The 16,023-nt window shown below is 38.6% G+C and carries 18 protein-coding genes; 16 read left to right on the top strand and 2 right to left on the bottom strand.

Annotation, left to right across the window (positions count from 1 at the left end):
- The first annotated feature begins 17 nt into the window (after window positions 1-17).
- The 12 genes from AC1FXP_RS18845 to AC1FXP_RS18790 all read left to right on the top strand — a co-directional run bounded on the left by AC1FXP_RS18845 (window position 18) and on the right by AC1FXP_RS18790 (window position 9,257).
- Window positions 18-971, top strand: a complete 954-nt coding sequence (locus AC1FXP_RS18845) for a sugar kinase (protein ID WP_480063533.1) — start codon at window positions 18-20, stop codon at window positions 969-971.
- A gap of 12 nt (window positions 972-983) precedes the next feature.
- Window positions 984-1,622, top strand: coding sequence for a 3-hexulose-6-phosphate synthase (gene hxlA, locus AC1FXP_RS18840; RefSeq protein ID WP_480063532.1), 639 nt, complete (start codon window positions 984-986; stop codon window positions 1,620-1,622).
- Window positions 1,606-2,163, top strand: coding sequence for a 6-phospho-3-hexuloisomerase (hxlB, locus tag AC1FXP_RS18835; protein WP_480063531.1), 558 nt, complete (start codon window positions 1,606-1,608; stop codon window positions 2,161-2,163). The genes hxlA and hxlB overlap by 17 nt, the downstream gene beginning before the upstream one ends.
- A 72-nt stretch (window positions 2,164-2,235) precedes the next feature.
- On the top strand, window positions 2,236-3,279 hold the full coding sequence (locus AC1FXP_RS18830; RefSeq protein ID WP_480063530.1) for a TRAP transporter substrate-binding protein: 1,044 nt from the start codon (window positions 2,236-2,238) through the stop codon (window positions 3,277-3,279).
- 73 nt (window positions 3,280-3,352) lie between these two features.
- The gene (locus tag AC1FXP_RS18825) at window positions 3,353-3,847 is read left to right on the top strand and encodes a TRAP transporter small permease (RefSeq protein ID WP_480063529.1); all 495 of its coding nucleotides are present in this window, start codon (window positions 3,353-3,355) and stop codon (window positions 3,845-3,847) included.
- On the top strand, window positions 3,832-5,118 hold the full coding sequence (locus AC1FXP_RS18820) for a TRAP transporter large permease (RefSeq protein ID WP_480063528.1): 1,287 nt from the start codon (window positions 3,832-3,834) through the stop codon (window positions 5,116-5,118). The genes AC1FXP_RS18825 and AC1FXP_RS18820 overlap by 16 nt, the downstream gene beginning before the upstream one ends.
- A 30-nt stretch (window positions 5,119-5,148) precedes the next feature.
- Window positions 5,149-5,427, top strand: a complete 279-nt coding sequence (locus AC1FXP_RS18815; protein WP_480063526.1) for a cupin domain-containing protein — start codon at window positions 5,149-5,151, stop codon at window positions 5,425-5,427.
- Window positions 5,428-5,479: 52 nt separating this feature from the next.
- Window positions 5,480-6,163 carry a ribose-5-phosphate isomerase RpiA gene (gene rpiA / locus AC1FXP_RS18810; protein WP_480063525.1) on the top strand — a complete coding sequence of 228 codons (684 nt, stop codon included), beginning with the start codon at window positions 5,480-5,482 and terminating at the stop codon, window positions 6,161-6,163.
- A gap of 32 nt (window positions 6,164-6,195) precedes the next feature.
- Window positions 6,196-6,831, top strand: a complete 636-nt coding sequence (locus AC1FXP_RS18805; RefSeq protein ID WP_480063524.1) for a bifunctional 4-hydroxy-2-oxoglutarate aldolase/2-dehydro-3-deoxy-phosphogluconate aldolase — start codon at window positions 6,196-6,198, stop codon at window positions 6,829-6,831.
- A gap of 314 nt (window positions 6,832-7,145) precedes the next feature.
- The gene (locus AC1FXP_RS18800) at window positions 7,146-7,724 is read left to right on the top strand and encodes a TetR/AcrR family transcriptional regulator (protein WP_480063523.1); all 579 of its coding nucleotides are present in this window, start codon (window positions 7,146-7,148) and stop codon (window positions 7,722-7,724) included.
- Window positions 7,725-7,786: 62 nt separating this feature from the next.
- Window positions 7,787-8,728: an SDR family NAD(P)-dependent oxidoreductase gene (locus AC1FXP_RS18795; RefSeq protein ID WP_480063522.1), complete on the top strand. Its 942-nt coding sequence runs from the start codon at window positions 7,787-7,789 to the stop codon at window positions 8,726-8,728.
- A gap of 151 nt (window positions 8,729-8,879) precedes the next feature.
- Window positions 8,880-9,257 carry a DUF1761 domain-containing protein gene (locus AC1FXP_RS18790; RefSeq protein WP_480063521.1) on the top strand — a complete coding sequence of 126 codons (378 nt, stop codon included), beginning with the start codon at window positions 8,880-8,882 and terminating at the stop codon, window positions 9,255-9,257.
- A gap of 166 nt (window positions 9,258-9,423) precedes the next feature.
- On the opposite strand, the gene AC1FXP_RS18785 is transcribed toward AC1FXP_RS18790, so the two are convergent.
- Together AC1FXP_RS18785 and AC1FXP_RS18780 are read right to left on the bottom strand one after the other, a co-directional pair.
- Complete coding sequence (locus AC1FXP_RS18785) at window positions 9,424-9,702, bottom strand: thiamine-binding protein (protein ID WP_480063520.1); 279 nt, start codon at window positions 9,700-9,702, stop codon at window positions 9,424-9,426.
- A gap of 358 nt (window positions 9,703-10,060) precedes the next feature.
- Complete coding sequence (locus AC1FXP_RS18780; protein ID WP_480063519.1) at window positions 10,061-11,338, bottom strand: alpha/beta hydrolase; 1,278 nt, start codon at window positions 11,336-11,338, stop codon at window positions 10,061-10,063.
- 696 nt (window positions 11,339-12,034) lie between these two features.
- Here AC1FXP_RS18780 and AC1FXP_RS18775 point away from each other — a divergent pair.
- From AC1FXP_RS18775 to AC1FXP_RS18760, 4 genes are all read left to right on the top strand, one after another.
- Window positions 12,035-13,261, top strand: a complete 1,227-nt coding sequence (locus AC1FXP_RS18775) for a dicarboxylate/amino acid:cation symporter (RefSeq protein ID WP_480063518.1) — start codon at window positions 12,035-12,037, stop codon at window positions 13,259-13,261.
- Window positions 13,262-13,577: 316 nt separating this feature from the next.
- Window positions 13,578-14,807 (top strand): Bcr/CflA family efflux MFS transporter, encoded by a 1,230-nt coding sequence (locus AC1FXP_RS18770; protein WP_480063517.1) that lies wholly within the window; start codon window positions 13,578-13,580, stop codon window positions 14,805-14,807.
- Between the two features lie 96 nt (window positions 14,808-14,903).
- Window positions 14,904-15,332, top strand: a complete 429-nt coding sequence (locus AC1FXP_RS18765; protein ID WP_480063516.1) for a DUF4430 domain-containing protein — start codon at window positions 14,904-14,906, stop codon at window positions 15,330-15,332.
- A 2-nt stretch (window positions 15,333-15,334) separates the two neighbouring features.
- A complete protein-coding gene (locus tag AC1FXP_RS18760; protein WP_480063515.1) occupies window positions 15,335-15,850 on the top strand; it encodes an ECF transporter S component in 516 nt (171 codons plus the stop codon).
- The last annotated feature ends 173 nt before the right edge of the window (window positions 15,851-16,023 follow it).

Raw genomic sequence — 16,023 nt, 5'->3', positions numbered from 1 at the left:
GAGAGGAGAGTGACCTTATGGTTGATGTAGTAACAATAGGGGACGCGATGGTATCGCTAAATCCGCAGTCAAAAGGCCCACTAAGATTTGTTTCAACTTTTGAGCGCAAGGTAGGAGGTGCTGAGCTGAATGTAGCCATTGGGTGTTCAAGATTAGGGTTGAATGCAAAGTGGATTAGTCGGTTAGGTAAGGATGAATTTGGAAGGTATATTTACAATTTTGTTCGCGGGGAAGGCATTGATGTTACGGATGTGAAGCAAGTGGAAGGGTATCCAACATCGGTTCACTTTAAAGAGATTTTAGAAGATGGAAGCGGTAGTACGTATTATTATCGTTCGAACTCGCCGACATCAACGTTAACAGTTGATGAATTGAATGAATCACAATTCACAGGGGCAAAGCTTCTCCATATAACGGGCGTTTTCCCAGCAGTTGATAAAAATAAAAATCTCGGCGTCATAAAGAAAGCGATTTCTTTAGCGAAAGATAATAATATGCTCATTTCGTTTGATCCCAATATACGCTTGAAGATGTGGTCAAAGGAAGAAGCAAGAGAAGCTTTAACTGAACTCTTACCATATATAGATATTCTATTAACGGGTTTAGACGAAGCAGAAATCATTCTTGGTACAAATGATCCTAGAGCTATTATTGAAGAAAGTAGAAAATTAGGCATTTCTTATGTGGCAATAAAGCAAGGCGAAAAGGGATCTATCGGTTATCACAATCACGAGTTCATAGAATCTGCTCCAGTGCAACCAAAGAAGGTTGTCGATACAGTTGGGGCCGGTGATGGATTTGATGCAGGTTTCATTTACGGAGTCTTGCAACAATGGCCTTTAGAGAAAATCTTGCATTTTGCTAATACGATTGGATCTATGGTCGTAAGTGTATCAGGTGATAATGAAGGATTGCCTTACTTAGATGATATTCTCGTTCAGTTAGGTGAAAATGAATTTATCGAACGTTAGAGGAGTGAGATTATGAACATTCAATTAGCTCTTGATAGGTTAAGTAGAGAGGAATGCTTCAACCTTATCAAGAATACAGAACAATCCATTGACTGGATTGAAGTGGGGACTGGGGTCATCAAAGAATATGGAATGTCCATTGTAAGAGAAATAAAAGAAGCCTTTCCTGATAAAGTCCTTGTTGCAGATATGAAGACATGTGATGCTGGTAAGTTTGAAGCGGCTCAGGCATTTGAAGCAGGTGCTGATATTACTACTGTGATGGCGTTTTCGGCTGATAAAACAATTTCGGATACGTTAGAGGTTGCTAGAAAACATGGAAAACGAATAATGATTGACCTACTTGGTATTACAGATTCAAAGCGTATAGGGGAGCTTGAGAAACTGGGGGTGGATTTAGTCAGTTTGCATTTCGGTAAGGATATGCAGCTTGATGGAGAAATGCATATCGATTTATTCAAATTGCTTGAGAATAATTTAACTTTTGAAGTAGCTGTTGCTGGGGGGATAAACTTAGAGTCCTTACCTGACATTATAGAAAAATCACCTAATACGATCATTGTCGGAAGCGCTATCACGAAAGCAGAAGATAGCAAAGACATGGCTAAGGAAATGAAAGGACTGTTTAACAAGTATGAAAACAACAATTGAGACTGTTGCAAGAGAAATGAATACGGTTTTATCTCAAGTAAGGGAAGATGAAGCATTACTGTTTAGCCAGAATCTTCTGGCAGCTAAGCGAATCTTTGTTACTGGTGAGGGGCGTTCAGGACTAATGGGCAAAGCATTTGCCATGCGTTTGATGCATGGAGGCTTTACCGTCTACGTTATTGGTGAAACCATTACTCCTAGTATAGAAGCAGGAGATCTGCTTATTGCTATCTCAGGCTCTGGGTCGACAGGGGCGATTTATCAATTTGCGACAAAAGCGAAAGAGGCCGGAGCACAGGTGTTGTTAGTAACGACGAACAAAGAATCAAAAATAAGTTCGATTAGTGATGGAACCCTAGTGATTCCAGCAGCAACAAAGTATCGCAGGCCTGAGGAACCAGAAACCATTCAACCACTTGGTAACCAGTTTGATCAAGCCGTTCATTTAGTGTTAGATGCGATTATCATCGGCACATTACAAATGTCGAAAGATCAACCAAGTTTTGCTGAAATGACGAAACGTCATGCAAATCTTGAATAGTACCTGTAGAAGGTAAGTCAAATTTCATAGAGTATTCAATAAAAAACAAAGAAACTGAGGGGGAAATATATTATGAAAAAGTTTTTCTCAAAAACAGCTATAGCAGTATTAGCACTTTCTACGATTTTAGCGGGTTGTGGTGGCGGACAACAAGAAACAAGTAGTGACGGTGAAAGCCCAAGTGCAGTTGATAATCTAAAGATCATTGCAGCACACAATCAAACTTCACCAGATAATCCGTACCAAACTGGTTTGTTGAAGTTTCAAGAGGTGGCAGAAAGTGAATCTGATGGTGCAATTGAAGTAGAGGTTCATGCTGGGACATTGGGTACAGAGGAATCCGAGTTAGTTGAAAGATTAAAGTTAGGTGGTGCAGATGTTGTTCTAGTTTCACCAGGTTTTATGACATCTGCTGGAATTGATGAAGTAGACTTATTTGCTCTTCCTTATTTATTTGAAAGTTACGAGCATTGGGAAAGTGTTGTTGACGGTGAAGTAGGAGAAGAATTAGCGCGTATTATTAACGAAAAATCAAATAACGATTTTAAAGTTCTTGGGTACTGGACTGCTGGTGTTAGACATTATTATGGAAAGAAGCCGCTTGAGTCCATTGATGATTTAAAAGGAATGACAATCCGTACACAGACTTCTGGTGTAGTAGCTAACTTTTGGCAGCAAGTGGGAGCGATTCCTACTTCAGTAGCTTGGGGGGAATTGTATCAAGCGTTGCAGCAAAATGTTGTAGATTCAGCTGAGAATGCATATCCGTACTATATTCAGCAAAATCATCACAGAACACCAAACGGAAAGTATACAACGGAAACAGGTCATGACTATACTACTAGACTATTATTAATTAGCGGCAATAAGTTTGATTCATTAACAGAGGAGCAAAAGGAAATCATTCTTGAAGCTGCAGAAGCGTCTGTTCAAGCAGAGCGTCAAGCATTATATGATCAAGAAAGCGAATATAAAGAACTAGCACTTGAAGAAGGTGCCAAAATTAATGAAATCGATCGTACACCATTTATTGAGATTGCTGCACCATTAAATGAAAAAGCAGCTCAAAATATGGGCATAGAAGAATTATTACAAAAAATTAACGACTTAAAGTAATGAAAATAATGAGGGGAAGGGTACGGGGCACTGATGCCCTTCCCTTTACTTTCTAAAATAAGAAGGTGAGAGCATGTTTATTAAACGACTAGAAAAATTTCAATTAACACTAGGTGTAACCTTTTTAACGATATTCTTTATTGCTGTTATCATTCAGGTCATCACTAGATATGTTGGAATATCTGTTATATGGACAGAAGAAGTAGCCAATTACTCATTTATCTGGGCCGTGTTTATGGGCGCGGCTGTTATGGTAAATCGAAAAGATCACTTTAACTTTGATTTACTTTCGAAGAAGTTGAAGGGAATTGCGAAACACTCACTTCATATTGTGATCGACGCGATCTTATTGATTTTCTGTGCAGCTTTATTTTTCTATAGCTTAACAGCCTTAACTACATTCTGGGACTATAAGTGGGTTTCATTACCGGCAATGAAAATGGGGTACGTGTGGCTTTCTTTACCAGTTATGAGTATCACAATGGTGATTTATCTACTGTCCCATATTACAGGTACGGTGAAAAAAATAGCAGCAGGGGAGGGGAATGAAAAATGGGGTTCATCTTAATTGCACTTTTTCTAGTTTTGATGTTTATTGGCGTGCCTATTGCATTTGTTATTGGGATTGTCGCTTTGCTTGGGATCGTAAACATTCCCTATATTCCTGAAGTGTCTGTCCCAGTGAAAATGCTCAATGGCCTTAATTCATTTGTCTTATTAGCAGTACCATTGTTCATTCTAGCTGCTAATCTAATGAATCATGGTCAAATTTCTCAAAAATTAATTAATTTCTCACTTTCGATTGTTGGACATATTCGTGGCGGTCTGGCCCATGCCAATATTTTAGTATCCATGATTTTTGCAGGGGTTTCGGGGGCATCTCAAGCTGATACTGCTGGTGTAGGTAAAATCCTAATTCCAAATATGAAAAAGCAAGGTTATGACACGGAGACAGCGGTAAGTGTTACGGCGGCTTCTTCAACCATTGGTGTTATTATCCCTCCAAGTATTCCGATGATCATTTTTGCTGGATTAACCAATGCATCAGTTGGGGCATTGTTTCTCGCGGGGATTATACCAGGAGTTCTTGTTGGAATCGGGATGATGATCTTAATTTACTATTATTCGATTAAACGAGGGTATCCAAAATATGAGAAAACGTCGTTAAGTAAGTTTTCTAGATTGTTAATCGATACGTTACCAGCTCTATTTACGCCAATCATATTAATTGGCGGTATTGTAACCGGTTTCTTTACAGCGACGGAAGCGGCGGCATTTGCTTCTTTGTATACATTATTTGTAAGTATGTTCTTCTATAAAACAATTAAAGTGAAGGATTTACCAAAAATATTAGTTGATACGTTAACATTAAGCTCCCTATCGTTGTTTGCTTTAGCAGCGGCTAGTGCATTAGGAGAATTAATGAGTTACTATCGAGTCTCAACTTGGGTACAAGAATTTTTCACTACGAATATCGATAGTAAGTTTTTATTCTTAATCATTATTATTATCTTTTTCTTGTTTATCGGAACATTTATGGATGCGATACCAGCGATGATTTTATTTATTCCTGTCATTTTACCAGTTGCTCTCATGTACGAAATAAGTCCTGTTCTTTTAGGGTTAATTACGATCATGACATTAGCAATCGGTCTTATCACCCCGCCGTATGGTTTATGTTTACTATTGGCTGCAAAAATAGGAGATCTCTCAATTGAAAAATCATTTAAATCGGTTATCCCGTTTATAGCAGTTATTCTTGTTGTACTTGTATTTGTAGCATTTTTCCCAAGTATTGCTTTCTATATCCCTAAACTATTTAATCCAACTCTGTTTTAGCTAAAGTTAGTATGAAAGGAATGTGAGATAATGGTAGAAAGAGAAGTCTTAACACATGAAGGATCGTTAATGGTCGTAAAGGTTGGTTTAAAAAAAGGTTTTTATGGAGATATAGACCAACATGTTCATGAGCAGGTTAGTTATATTAATAAAGGTTCTGTTGAATTTGAAGTGGGTGGAGTAAAGTCAATTCTTAAAGAAGGCGATGTACAGTACATTCCTTCAAACGTTAAACATCGTGTGAAAGTTCTAGAGGATTGTATTATTCTCGATGTATTTACACCTATTAGAGAGGATTTAGTTGGATAAAAAGAAAAGAGGAAGAGAGATCTTTCTCTTCTTTTCATAAGGAGAGGTTCGATTGAACAATCAAGTAGAGATGAGTAAGAGACGTGCAGGGGAAAAAGCAGTTAAGATGATAGAAGATGGGATGATTATTGGGCTAGGTTCGGGGTCAACAGTCTACTGGACTATTAGACGAATTGGAGAACTTGTGAAAAAAGGAATGAATATTAAAGGGGTCCCGTCCTCGATTCGGACAGAAGGATGGGCTAAACAATTTGGTGTTCCCTTAACAGATTTCTCAGAGGTTACAGAGCTCGATCTAGCAATAGATGGTGCAGATGAAGTCGATCCATCTTTCAATTTAATTAAAGGTGGAGGAGGTTCTCTAGTTAGAGAAAAGATTGTTAATGCAGCCTCAAAAAAGGTCATAACAGTTGTTGATGAAACGAAGATGGTTAACACTCTCGGTGAATTTGGTGTGCCGATTGAAGTCGTCCCATTTGGTTGGGAAGTTACAGCGTGGCGTCTATCGCAGATGGGCTGCCGCTGGGATCTACGAGAAAGAGAGAATGACATTTACGTGTCTAATAATGGTAATTTTATTTTAGATTGTCAATTCGGGTTAATTGAAGATGCAACTAATCTTCATTGTCAAATAAAACAAATAGTTGGTGTTGTTGAAACGGGACTTTTTATTGGGATGACAGATCACGTGATTGTCGGAAAAGACGATGAAGTTCAGGTTTTAAGAAAATACTAAGTTGTTAATAAAAGATGGGTGGAGGAGAAAAGGTGAGTTTACTACAAGAGATAAAAGACAGTGGCGTGGTCGCCATTATTAGAGGAGCAACCGTTGATAATATTGTTCCAATTTCAAAAGCTCTCCGTGACGGAGGGGTAAAAACATTGGAGATTACAGTTGAAACTCCAAACGTACTATCTCTCATTGAAAAGGTTTCTAAGGAATTAGATGATGTGATTGTGGGTGCAGGTACCGTTTTAGATCCTGAAACGGCACGAGCAGCGATTTTGTCAGGGGCAAAATTTGTTTTTTCTCCAACAGTTAATCCAGAAACGATTCGAATGACAAAACGTTATGGTGTAATTTGTATTTCTGGAGCATTAACACCGACTGAAATTCTAACCGCTTATGAGAGTGGGTCTGATGTAATCAAGGTGTTCCCGGCAAATGTATTTGGACCGACCTATCTAAAAGATGTTCACGGTCCTCTTCCTCATATTCCTCTTATGCCAACAGGAGGAATTAATTTATCGAATCTATCTGAGTATATTAAAGCAGGAGCGGAGGCAGTAGGTTTAGGAAGTGCGCTTGTTGATACAAAACTAGATATGAACGAGGAAACGTTAGTAGAGTTAACGAGGAAATCAAAAGAGTTTGTTAGTGCGATAAAGGAAGCACGTAGTTAAAACATAGAGGCAATACACTTAGTGTGTGTGTTGAATATGTTAGTTGAAGTAGAAAAGAAGTGAAAGAGGTCAAGCTCATTCAAAAGCTCGACCTCTTTTATTTTGTTCCGACAGCAAATTAATGAATAGGACAGAATATTAAGCAGTTCCGTCAGTAAATCCCCCGTTTTCGACAGAGTATCATTCAAGTTGGACAGTAAGAAGTTTCATGATCAAAATTTCGAGACACTAATTGCACAATTTTCGCTTGAAATATCCATATATTCACATTACAATTTAACTAACCAGTGGTTAATTAAATTAAGGAGGAGATTATGTCACCCCGCAAACCAACTTCTCAGGAACTCACGAAAGAAATGATCATAAATGAAGCTCGAACTCAATTTGTTGAGAAGGACTTTCATCAAGTATCGATGCGTAGTATCGCTAGACAGCTTGGGTGTAGTCATGGTGCAATTTATTATCACTTTCAAAACAAAGCAGAACTATTTTATGCGGTGATAAAAGAATATTTTCAGAACTTGAATAAGCTCATGGAAAAAATTGTTCATAGTCCTGGTGATCCCCAGGTTAAGCTTCAAAATATTTTTCTTCGTTTTATTGAGTTTGGCTTAAATAATCAAAGTCAGTATGAACTGATGTTTATGATGAGAAATAACGAGGTAGATGGTTTATCACAAGAAGCTGCAAATCTTTGTTATCAAAAATTCGCCCAGTCAGTTCAATCCTTATCAGATATTCAATTAAAGATTAATGAAATTTATTCAGCGTTTATTTCGTTACATGGTTTTGTGTCTCATTATCGTGGATATGTAGCAAATTTTGAAGAAGCAAAAGACGTTGCTCACTTACACGTAATATTTATTGCTAAAGCTCTAAGTCAACCTTCTTGATGTTAGAGCATATATTTTTAGTGTTATTGACCAGCGGTTAATTAAGAGGAGGTTAGATGGGAATGAAAAAAGCATTAGTTGTTGGGGCATCAGGTGGAATGGGATATGCGTTAGTTCATGAGTTACTCTCAAGAGGGATTGAAGTAGTGGCTTTTTCAAGAGGAAAAGAAAAGCTCGAATCTCTTTATAAGAACCTATCCAATGTAACCATTTTTCCTGGGAATGCATTAAATCAAGGTGAATTAACGCGAGCAGCTGATGGTGTTGATGTAATGTTTCATTCCGTGAGCTTCCCATATCCAGATTGGGATGAAACTCATCTCCCTTGTATTGATGTTATGTTAGAAGTGGCAAGAGCTCAAAAGGCAAAGGTTGCATTGGTAGATAACGTTTACGCTTATGGTAGACAAAGCAAGGAAATGGTGACCGAGCAGACGAAGAAGGAGCCGCATGCGAAAAAAGGAAAAATAAGATTAGAGATGGAAAATCGATTGAAGGAAAGTGATGTGCCGACGTTGATTGTTCATATGCCTGATTTATATGGGCCCAATTGTGGAAATACCATTCTCCACGAAACTCTCAAGAACGTCGTAAAAAATAAAAAAGCAAATTTCATTGGAAGTACAACCGTAGGTAGAGAATATCTCTATAACCTTGATGGAGCAAAAGCGATGGTCGAATTGGCACTTCGGGAAGAAACATACAATCAAAATTGGAACGTTCCATCAACACATCCGATAACAGGAGAAGAGTTGATGACCATTATAAGAGACATCACAGGGTACAAAAAAGCGGTTAGGTCAGTATCGACTAATATGATTCGTATTATCGGTATTTTTTCACCTTTTATGAGGGAAATGGTGGAGATGATGTATTTAACTGAACAGCCAGTGATTCTTAGTGGTGAGAAATATGAAAAGGAAATAAAATCATTGCCTCGGACTTCGTACAGAGAAGGCATCGAGGCGACAATTAATTGGATGAGGGAAAAGGAAACAAACTAGGATTTTATTTAAGCAAAAAGGCCATCATTTGTGATAATATATTCAAGTAATAGGAATGGGATAAGAGTGAATAATAATAAATTCACCAATTCATTGATGACAAAATTACCTCTGACCTGTGATTCATAAAAAAGTGAAAGTAGGGATCTATGTGATATTAGCAGTCTTAACTGGAGTCATAATATACATGGTAAGTGGAATGATCTATTATTCAGTGTTAGGAAATCGATGGGTAGATCTATTAAATATTAAGCCCGAACAACCCAATTATGGGATGTTAAGTTTTGTGACGTTATTCACCTCTATTGTATTGTATGGCGTGCTACAATTATCACAAGCTCAAACCTTAGTAGATGGAGCATTACTTGGTGGTGGAGTAGGGATCATAGTAGCTCTTGCCTATGCTAAAGACTTTATCTTTGGATTAGGAACAAATAGTAAAAAACCTACAACGATTTATTTGATCGCAGTAGGATATCATTTCATTGCTCTTACAATCATTGGAACGGTTATGATGTTTTTTATTTAGTGATAGCTTTTATGGTGTGATTCTTCTCGTTGCATAAGGGAGGAATAACGGACAAAATTAGCTACCGATAATGGTTGCGCGGCACAAAAAAGTGCGCTCGGGATTGAAGCTCATTTTTTGCCCGAGCGTTTTTGTATACAAATGTACTTTTAATTACTTGTTATTTCTAATATATTTTATCTTCTATCGCGACGCCGCTTGGTTTATAATGAACCTTTATATTCGTGATGCACTCAGGTGCACCTCCAATAAAATGTGCTTCCTTAATTACTTCAAATACTTCTTCTAACTCTCCTTCAATAACGGTTTCCATTGGACCAATATGAAATTCAAGTCCTGATTCTTTCACTAAATTAAGTACTTCGGGGATTATTCCACCAGTATGCATATCTTTTCCATTTGGTAAAATTTGAAATCCAGCTGTAACGGTAGCCATTATTTTCATCCATCCCTTCTGTATCGTTTTTACGAGTAATCCTTCTTCGGTTGCTTAACTAGTTTCTCAGAGTAGTACTCTTATTTTGAGTGTCGAAAGGTCAAGTAGGGAGGTCGATGACCATACTAGCTTCGGTCACTTTTTTCATGGTGCATTATAACCAACTCCTTTCATATGTGTAATAGTCATATACCCTATTTGTTTTTTTGTAAAACGCTAATATAATTACGATATGGATATTTTGAAGAGTAAATCATTGTCGTTATCGTTGATCAGCAGTCATTCTTTGTACGTAGCCGATCATTGGTTAAGTACTTCACTATGGAAAAATTAGGATGATGAACTACCAAAGGCATCTCTTTGGTAGTTATTGATGTTGATACATAAACCGTTCCATATAATACATAAATACTTGGTTGTAGTAGCCTGAGAAATATGTATTGCTCGCATGACCTGCAAGTGGAAGCAATATTAAAGCAGATTTCGATTTTTCGGAATAGGTTTGGTTGAATTTTTTTGATACAGATTGATCGACGAAACCATCGTGAGTTCCCTGGTAGATTAAAGCTGGCGGACTATCTTCTGTCACTAAAAGGCTTGGGTCTATTAACTCCCTTCTACCATCTATGCCGGATTTTTTTGATAAACCGTTGGCTGGATAAACAGATATAATTCCTTTTATTGTAAGGTGTGGATTTAAGACGTTGTGTTGTCTATTTTTTGATCCTAACCCAACAGCATTCGCTATTTGCCCCCCTGAGGATCTTCCGGAGATAAACACTGAATCTAAATTGGCTCCATATTCCTCATGGTGTTCTGCTAAATAGTCTGTAAAAATGCCAATGTGACGAACCATATCATCAACGAAAAAGCCGGCAACTTTATTTGCGGGCACTTCGAGAAATTCAAAAAGCCGTTCTTCGTTACTGAGACCATGTTGCACATCAAATACGACATAACCGAGGCTTGCAAAATGTTTATTTATTTGCGCTCTGTTTAAGTGCCCTTTATCACCTGCCGTCCAAGCTCCACCATGAATTCTAATTAATACTGTATGGTTCCCAGGAAGTTCCTCATGTCCTTCAGGTGGCATATATGCATCAAAGTGAAGCCGAATCCCTTTGTCAATGCCGGTTGTTCCTTTGAAATAGAGAATGTCTTGCTTTACTCGATGATCCCCCGATGATGCACCGAAGAAATAATCAGGCAGCAAAAAAGGAGTATTTGAAAAGTACTGTTGCTTTTCTACTGGTATGATATCGGCTGCTCTTACACCAAATTCTTTCATATAGTTAGATTCAACATCTTGGATCGTCGCAAGTGTTATCACTAAAGGTAAGCTGAAAATAACAGTTAATGAAAGCCCAATGATGATAACTGTTGCTTTCACGAATGCTTTCGTTTTTTTTTGCAACATTTTTAATATGAGCATTGAAATAGTGAAAAAAATGATACTGAAAAATAAAGAAGTTGTCGGAAGTACCATCTCAATTTTATTAGCGCTTCGTCCTGTAATTAATTGATACGCTAAATAAATTCCTAGTGCTAAAGAAGCAATTAGTAAAATTTGAATGGTAATCCTCAGTGTATGGTTTATTTCATGTGATGAAGCTTCGTCTGTCTTGTTGATAGTTCGTAATTTCAACACGGCTAAAACACCCCCAAGAACGAGGAGAGATAAAAGCAAAGTTATTGAAATAACACTGCGTGATGTTGTGTTCAAAACATCTTCAGACGCACTTCTATTCAGTAAAGGTAGGAGCAGCATTGAAATAATAGTAAGAACTAAATAAATATAATCTAAGCTTCTGTGTTTAGTTTGAAATAGCGAGGCAGTGACGTTTCCTAATAGTGTAATGAGCAGGAGTACTCCGGATATATTCCACAAGCTATGTGAAGCCTTCGTTATGATGTAAATGAGGCCTAGTAAAATGGATGCACAATTGGCGATGATTAATGCTTTTATGAAAAAGTGTAAATATCTATTGTTATGATTTGGCCTATTTTCCATTTGGGTTCTCCTTATCGGAAGAGTGAAGTATGTCTAAAGTAGGTAGTGCTAAATTTGATGAAGCACCTTTTCATTTTTAGCTTCTTATTTATAATAAATACCCATTATTTCAATTCTAAAAAGTGTGGCGGAATTGCCTTAGCGTGTTTCGATAGAAAGTTAAAGCGTTTGGACAGTAAATGAGCGAAGTTAGACAGTAAAGAGATTACGTAAGATTATATTACAAATAAAGTTGACGTGACGTAAATTAAATGGAATCATAGTATTTGTCGAAAAAAACTGGCAGCATCTAATGAGAGTTACGACATCATGAAAGAGAGGAGTAGAAAAATGGGATTAACAAAAAAGATAATTATTGCACTTATCCTAGGGGTAGCTGTAGGGCTTGGATTTAATTTATTTGCTCCTGGAGTTTTTGCACCTTTAGACACTTATGTATTGACACCGTTAGGGCAAATTTTCTTGAAGCTTATTACAATGTTGGTGGTGCCACTTGTCTTCTTTTCGATTGTCCTTGGGACAGCTGGAATGGGTGATACGAAAAAACTTGGGCGTATCGGAATTAAGACAGTCGGGTTTTATTTGCTTTCTACTGTTGTTGCACTATGTATTGCTTTTGGAGTAGCGTTAGCCATTCAGCCAGGACAAGAGGGGTTAATGGGGACTGAAGAGGCCAATTTTGAAGCAACAGAACCGCCTCCCGTCATGGAGACGTTATTAAACATCATTCCAACAAATCCAATTGATGCATTAGCGACAGGTCAAATGCTGCAGATCATTTTCTTTGCTATTTTTGTCGGGTTTGCTCTGGCACATCTTGGTGAAAAGACAAGTGGGATTTACAAATTGATTGAGCAAGGAAATGAGATTATGATGTTCCTTGTTACGATCGCGATGAAGCTTGCGCCATATGGAGCCTTTGGTCTGATTGCATCAGCCATTGGAAAACTAGGTTTAGATGCCTTGTCTTCGATGGCAATGTACATGCTATGTGTCGTGCTAGCGTTGGTTCTTCATGTATCGGTCGTGTATTCGGGTGTCGTTTATGCCTTAGGAAAAATGAACCCACTTCATTTCTTTAAAAACTTTGCACCGGCTATGACGGTGGCGTTTAGTACATCAAGTAGTAATGCAACGCTTCCGCTATCCATGAAAACCGCTCAGGATAAATTAGGTGTGTCAAAGCCCGTATCTGGTTTTGTACAGCCACTTGGGGCAACGATTAACATGGATGGTACGGCGATCATGCAAGCTGTTGCGACGGTGTTTATTGCGCAAGTATTTGCTGAGCCATTATCAGTAGGGGCGTTAGTGACCGTTGTATTAACGGCCACACTTGCTAGTATCGGAACGGCGGGAGTCCCTGGAGTTGGGATGATCATGCTTGCCATGGTTTTACAATCTGTCGGATTGCCAGTTGAAGGAATTGCGCTAGTGTTAGCCGTTGATCGAATCCTTGATATGCTTCGTACAGCAGTTAACATTACTGGAGACGCAGCATGTGCTGTTTTTGTTGATCGTAGCGAAGGTGAAAAAGATAAGGTAGAAACAGCGTAAGAAAAAAAGCGTTATGATTGGTGATTTATTCATGGTCATAACGCTTTTTTATGGCTAGATATAATAAAGACACCTATTACCATTTTCAGAGTAAAGGGTGTCATGTTTAAGTAAGTGTTATTTTCTTACAAACATTGGCAAGTCAGTGTGTCCCATTCCACGAACGTAAACAAATAAGTTGCCTTTGTGATTGATGTTATTTGATCTTTAGACTTTTTGTATTATACTTTGATAAGTCGACGTTACTTGTAACATTCAAATTTATTTACATAGGTTATGAGACTTTAGAAACTTTAAGGAAAGGTGCTTTTTGTTTATGTTACAAAATCCAACGGGGAAAGAACGTTTAGGGCTAGCTTTCTTACTCGGGATGCTTGCGGTATTAGGGCCACTAAATATTGATATGTATTTGCCGAGTTTTCCTGAAATTGCTGATGATTTAGGAGCTCGTGCCTCACTTGTTCAGCTTAGTTTAACTGCATGTTTACTTGGTCTTGCAGCAGGTCAGGTCGTTGTTGGACCAATTAGTGATGCACAGGGGAGAAAAAAGCCGTTATTGATATCCATCTTTTTATTTGCGATTTCATCCTTGCTTTGTGCGTTAGCTCCTAATATTTACATTCTGGTCGTAGCTCGCTTTTTACAAGGATTTACAGCAGCGGCGGGAGTAGTGATCTCACGTGCTGTAGTCCGTGATGTTTTTAGCGGACGTGAGTTAACGAAATTCTTTGCGCTGTTAATGGTCATCAATGCAGTTGCACCGATGGCGGCACCAATGGCTGGGGGAGCGATCTTGCTCTTGCCATTTGCTAATTGGAGTTCGATTTTTTACTTTTTAAGCTTGATTGGTCTTTTCATTGTATTGGTTGTAGCGCTAAAATTAAAGGAGACGTTGCCTCCGGAAAAACGAATTCCTAGTACAGTTGGGCATTCTGTTCGGACAATGGGAAGCTTGTTTAAGGATCGATCTTTCATTGGGTACGCATTAACGGTTGGTTTCATCCATGGCGGAAGTTTTGCTTATGTTGCTGGAACTCCTTTTGTGTATCAAGGGATTTATGATGTGTCTCCTCAGGTATTCAGCGTGTTGTTCGGCATTAATGGGCTTGCTATTATTTTAGGGAGTTTTACTATCGGACGCTTAGGTGGAATTGTTCATGAAAGAAGTTTGTTACGTATTGCGGTAATCATCGCGGTAAGTGCTACGTCTTTCCTGCTAGTAATGACCATCGTTGAAGGACCACTGGCAACACTCGTAATTCCAATCTTTATTTATATGACTTCCATGGGGATGATCACAACAAGTACCTTTTCTTTGGCGATGCAAAATCAAGGCCACCGTGCGGGTAGCGCGAGTGCGGTGCTAGGTACGCTTTCCTTATTCCTCGGCTCAATGGTTTCCCCACTTGTTGGGATTAACGAAACGACGGCGGTACCGATGGGAGCCATTTTGTTTTTTACTTCAATGCTTGGGGCTATTGCTTTCTTTAAGCTGACAAACATGCAGCAGGTCGAACCGAGTGTAAAAAGGAAGGTAGGAGGATGATGCCAAAAGGCTGTTCACCCGGCCTATATGTCTTGAATACATGCTTACAAGTAACGCGGACAAACTACTATTGATACAAGTTTAGGAGGAATGGGAATGAGATATTTGTTTTCTATTTTATTTGCAGTTTTGCTCACGTTAACGGGATGTGGAGCAAACAATGAAGCGGTGGAAGAACCGGTTCAAGAGGAAGCTACTGAGGAAGTACAAGAAGGGGCAGAGGGTGTAGAGGAAACCTATGCAACGATTGTGATAAGTGAAGAAGAACCTGAAAATATCCTAAGTGAGGATACGGTATCGTTCGAACAAGGACAAACGCTTATGGATGTGATGGATGAACATTATGACATTACAACAGCGTATGAAGGTGCGTTTATTTCAGGAATTAACGAAATTGAAGCAGATGATGAAACATCAAGTTATTGGCTCTATACGATCAACGGAGAAGAAGCGTTAGTAGGGGCAGCTGAATACGAACTTGAACATGGAGACTTGATTCATTTTCATTACGCTTCGATTGAATAGGCATGTCAATTCGCCGAATTACGTTGCTAGCCATGCTCAGTGCCCTTTGTGTGGTTGGCCGAATGGCTTTTGCTCATATTCCTAATGTTCAACCGGTTACGTCCATTATTATAATCACAGCGATGTTTATGGGCCCGGTCAATGGCCTCATTCTAGGTTTTGTCAGTACGGTATTAACGAATATGACATTAGGAACAGGCATATGGACCTTTTGGCAAATCATTTCTTGGTCCGTGATTGGGCTTGTCTCAGGCTGGATGGGAAGAGTTCATACAAAGTGGGGCATCCCTTTCCTTGTTCTAATCATGTACGCAGGATTTTGTGGTTATTTTTATGGATTTGTCATCTCACTGAATATGCTGTTCATTAGCGATCGCTTTATAGCGTATTACTTAGCTGGGCTCCCATTTGACACAAACCATGCGATAGGGAATATGATTTTCTTTTCACTCCTTTATCCGATCATGAGCAGGATTTTTGTTCATTATTTAAAGAAAGGTCCATTTACATCCATATAATGCGAAGTGTTAGAGGGCTTTTGAAAAGTAAGATCTTTATAACAGAGGGAAAAGGGTTAAGATACACACTGTATGAGACGGAAATCGTTAGGATTTTCGTCTCATTTTTCAGGCTTTCTAGGAGAATTGAGTCATTATGAAGCAGATGAAAGCCCGTTCGCTGTTATAGCAAG

The organism is Halalkalibacter sp. HAAS-P013, assembly GCF_056619925.1.
This window is presented reverse-complemented; position numbering and strand designations above follow the sequence as displayed.

Coding starts and splice junctions, on each gene's coding strand:
- AC1FXP_RS18830 (WP_480063530.1), top strand. CDS start 2,236: ATGAAAAAGTTTTTCTCAAAAACAGCTATAGCAGTATTAGCACTTTCT.
- AC1FXP_RS18820 (WP_480063528.1), top strand. CDS start 3,832: ATGGGGTTCATCTTAATTGCACTTTTTCTAGTTTTGATGTTTATTGGC.
- AC1FXP_RS18785 (WP_480063520.1), bottom strand. CDS start 9,702: ATGAAAATAATGGCTACCGTTACAGCTGGATTTCAAATTTTACCAAAT.
- AC1FXP_RS18765 (WP_480063516.1), top strand. CDS start 14,904: ATGAGATATTTGTTTTCTATTTTATTTGCAGTTTTGCTCACGTTAACG.
- AC1FXP_RS18825 (WP_480063529.1), top strand. CDS start 3,353: ATGTTTATTAAACGACTAGAAAAATTTCAATTAACACTAGGTGTAACC.
- AC1FXP_RS18795 (WP_480063522.1), top strand. CDS start 7,787: ATGAAAAAAGCATTAGTTGTTGGGGCATCAGGTGGAATGGGATATGCG.
- AC1FXP_RS18800 (WP_480063523.1), top strand. CDS start 7,146: ATGTCACCCCGCAAACCAACTTCTCAGGAACTCACGAAAGAAATGATC.
- AC1FXP_RS18760 (WP_480063515.1), top strand. CDS start 15,335: ATGTCAATTCGCCGAATTACGTTGCTAGCCATGCTCAGTGCCCTTTGT.
- AC1FXP_RS18815 (WP_480063526.1), top strand. CDS start 5,149: ATGGTAGAAAGAGAAGTCTTAACACATGAAGGATCGTTAATGGTCGTA.
- hxlB (WP_480063531.1), top strand. CDS start 1,606: ATGAAAACAACAATTGAGACTGTTGCAAGAGAAATGAATACGGTTTTA.
- AC1FXP_RS18775 (WP_480063518.1), top strand. CDS start 12,035: ATGGGATTAACAAAAAAGATAATTATTGCACTTATCCTAGGGGTAGCT.
- hxlA (WP_480063532.1), top strand. CDS start 984: ATGAACATTCAATTAGCTCTTGATAGGTTAAGTAGAGAGGAATGCTTC.
- AC1FXP_RS18845 (WP_480063533.1), top strand. CDS start 18: ATGGTTGATGTAGTAACAATAGGGGACGCGATGGTATCGCTAAATCCG.
- AC1FXP_RS18770 (WP_480063517.1), top strand. CDS start 13,578: ATGTTACAAAATCCAACGGGGAAAGAACGTTTAGGGCTAGCTTTCTTA.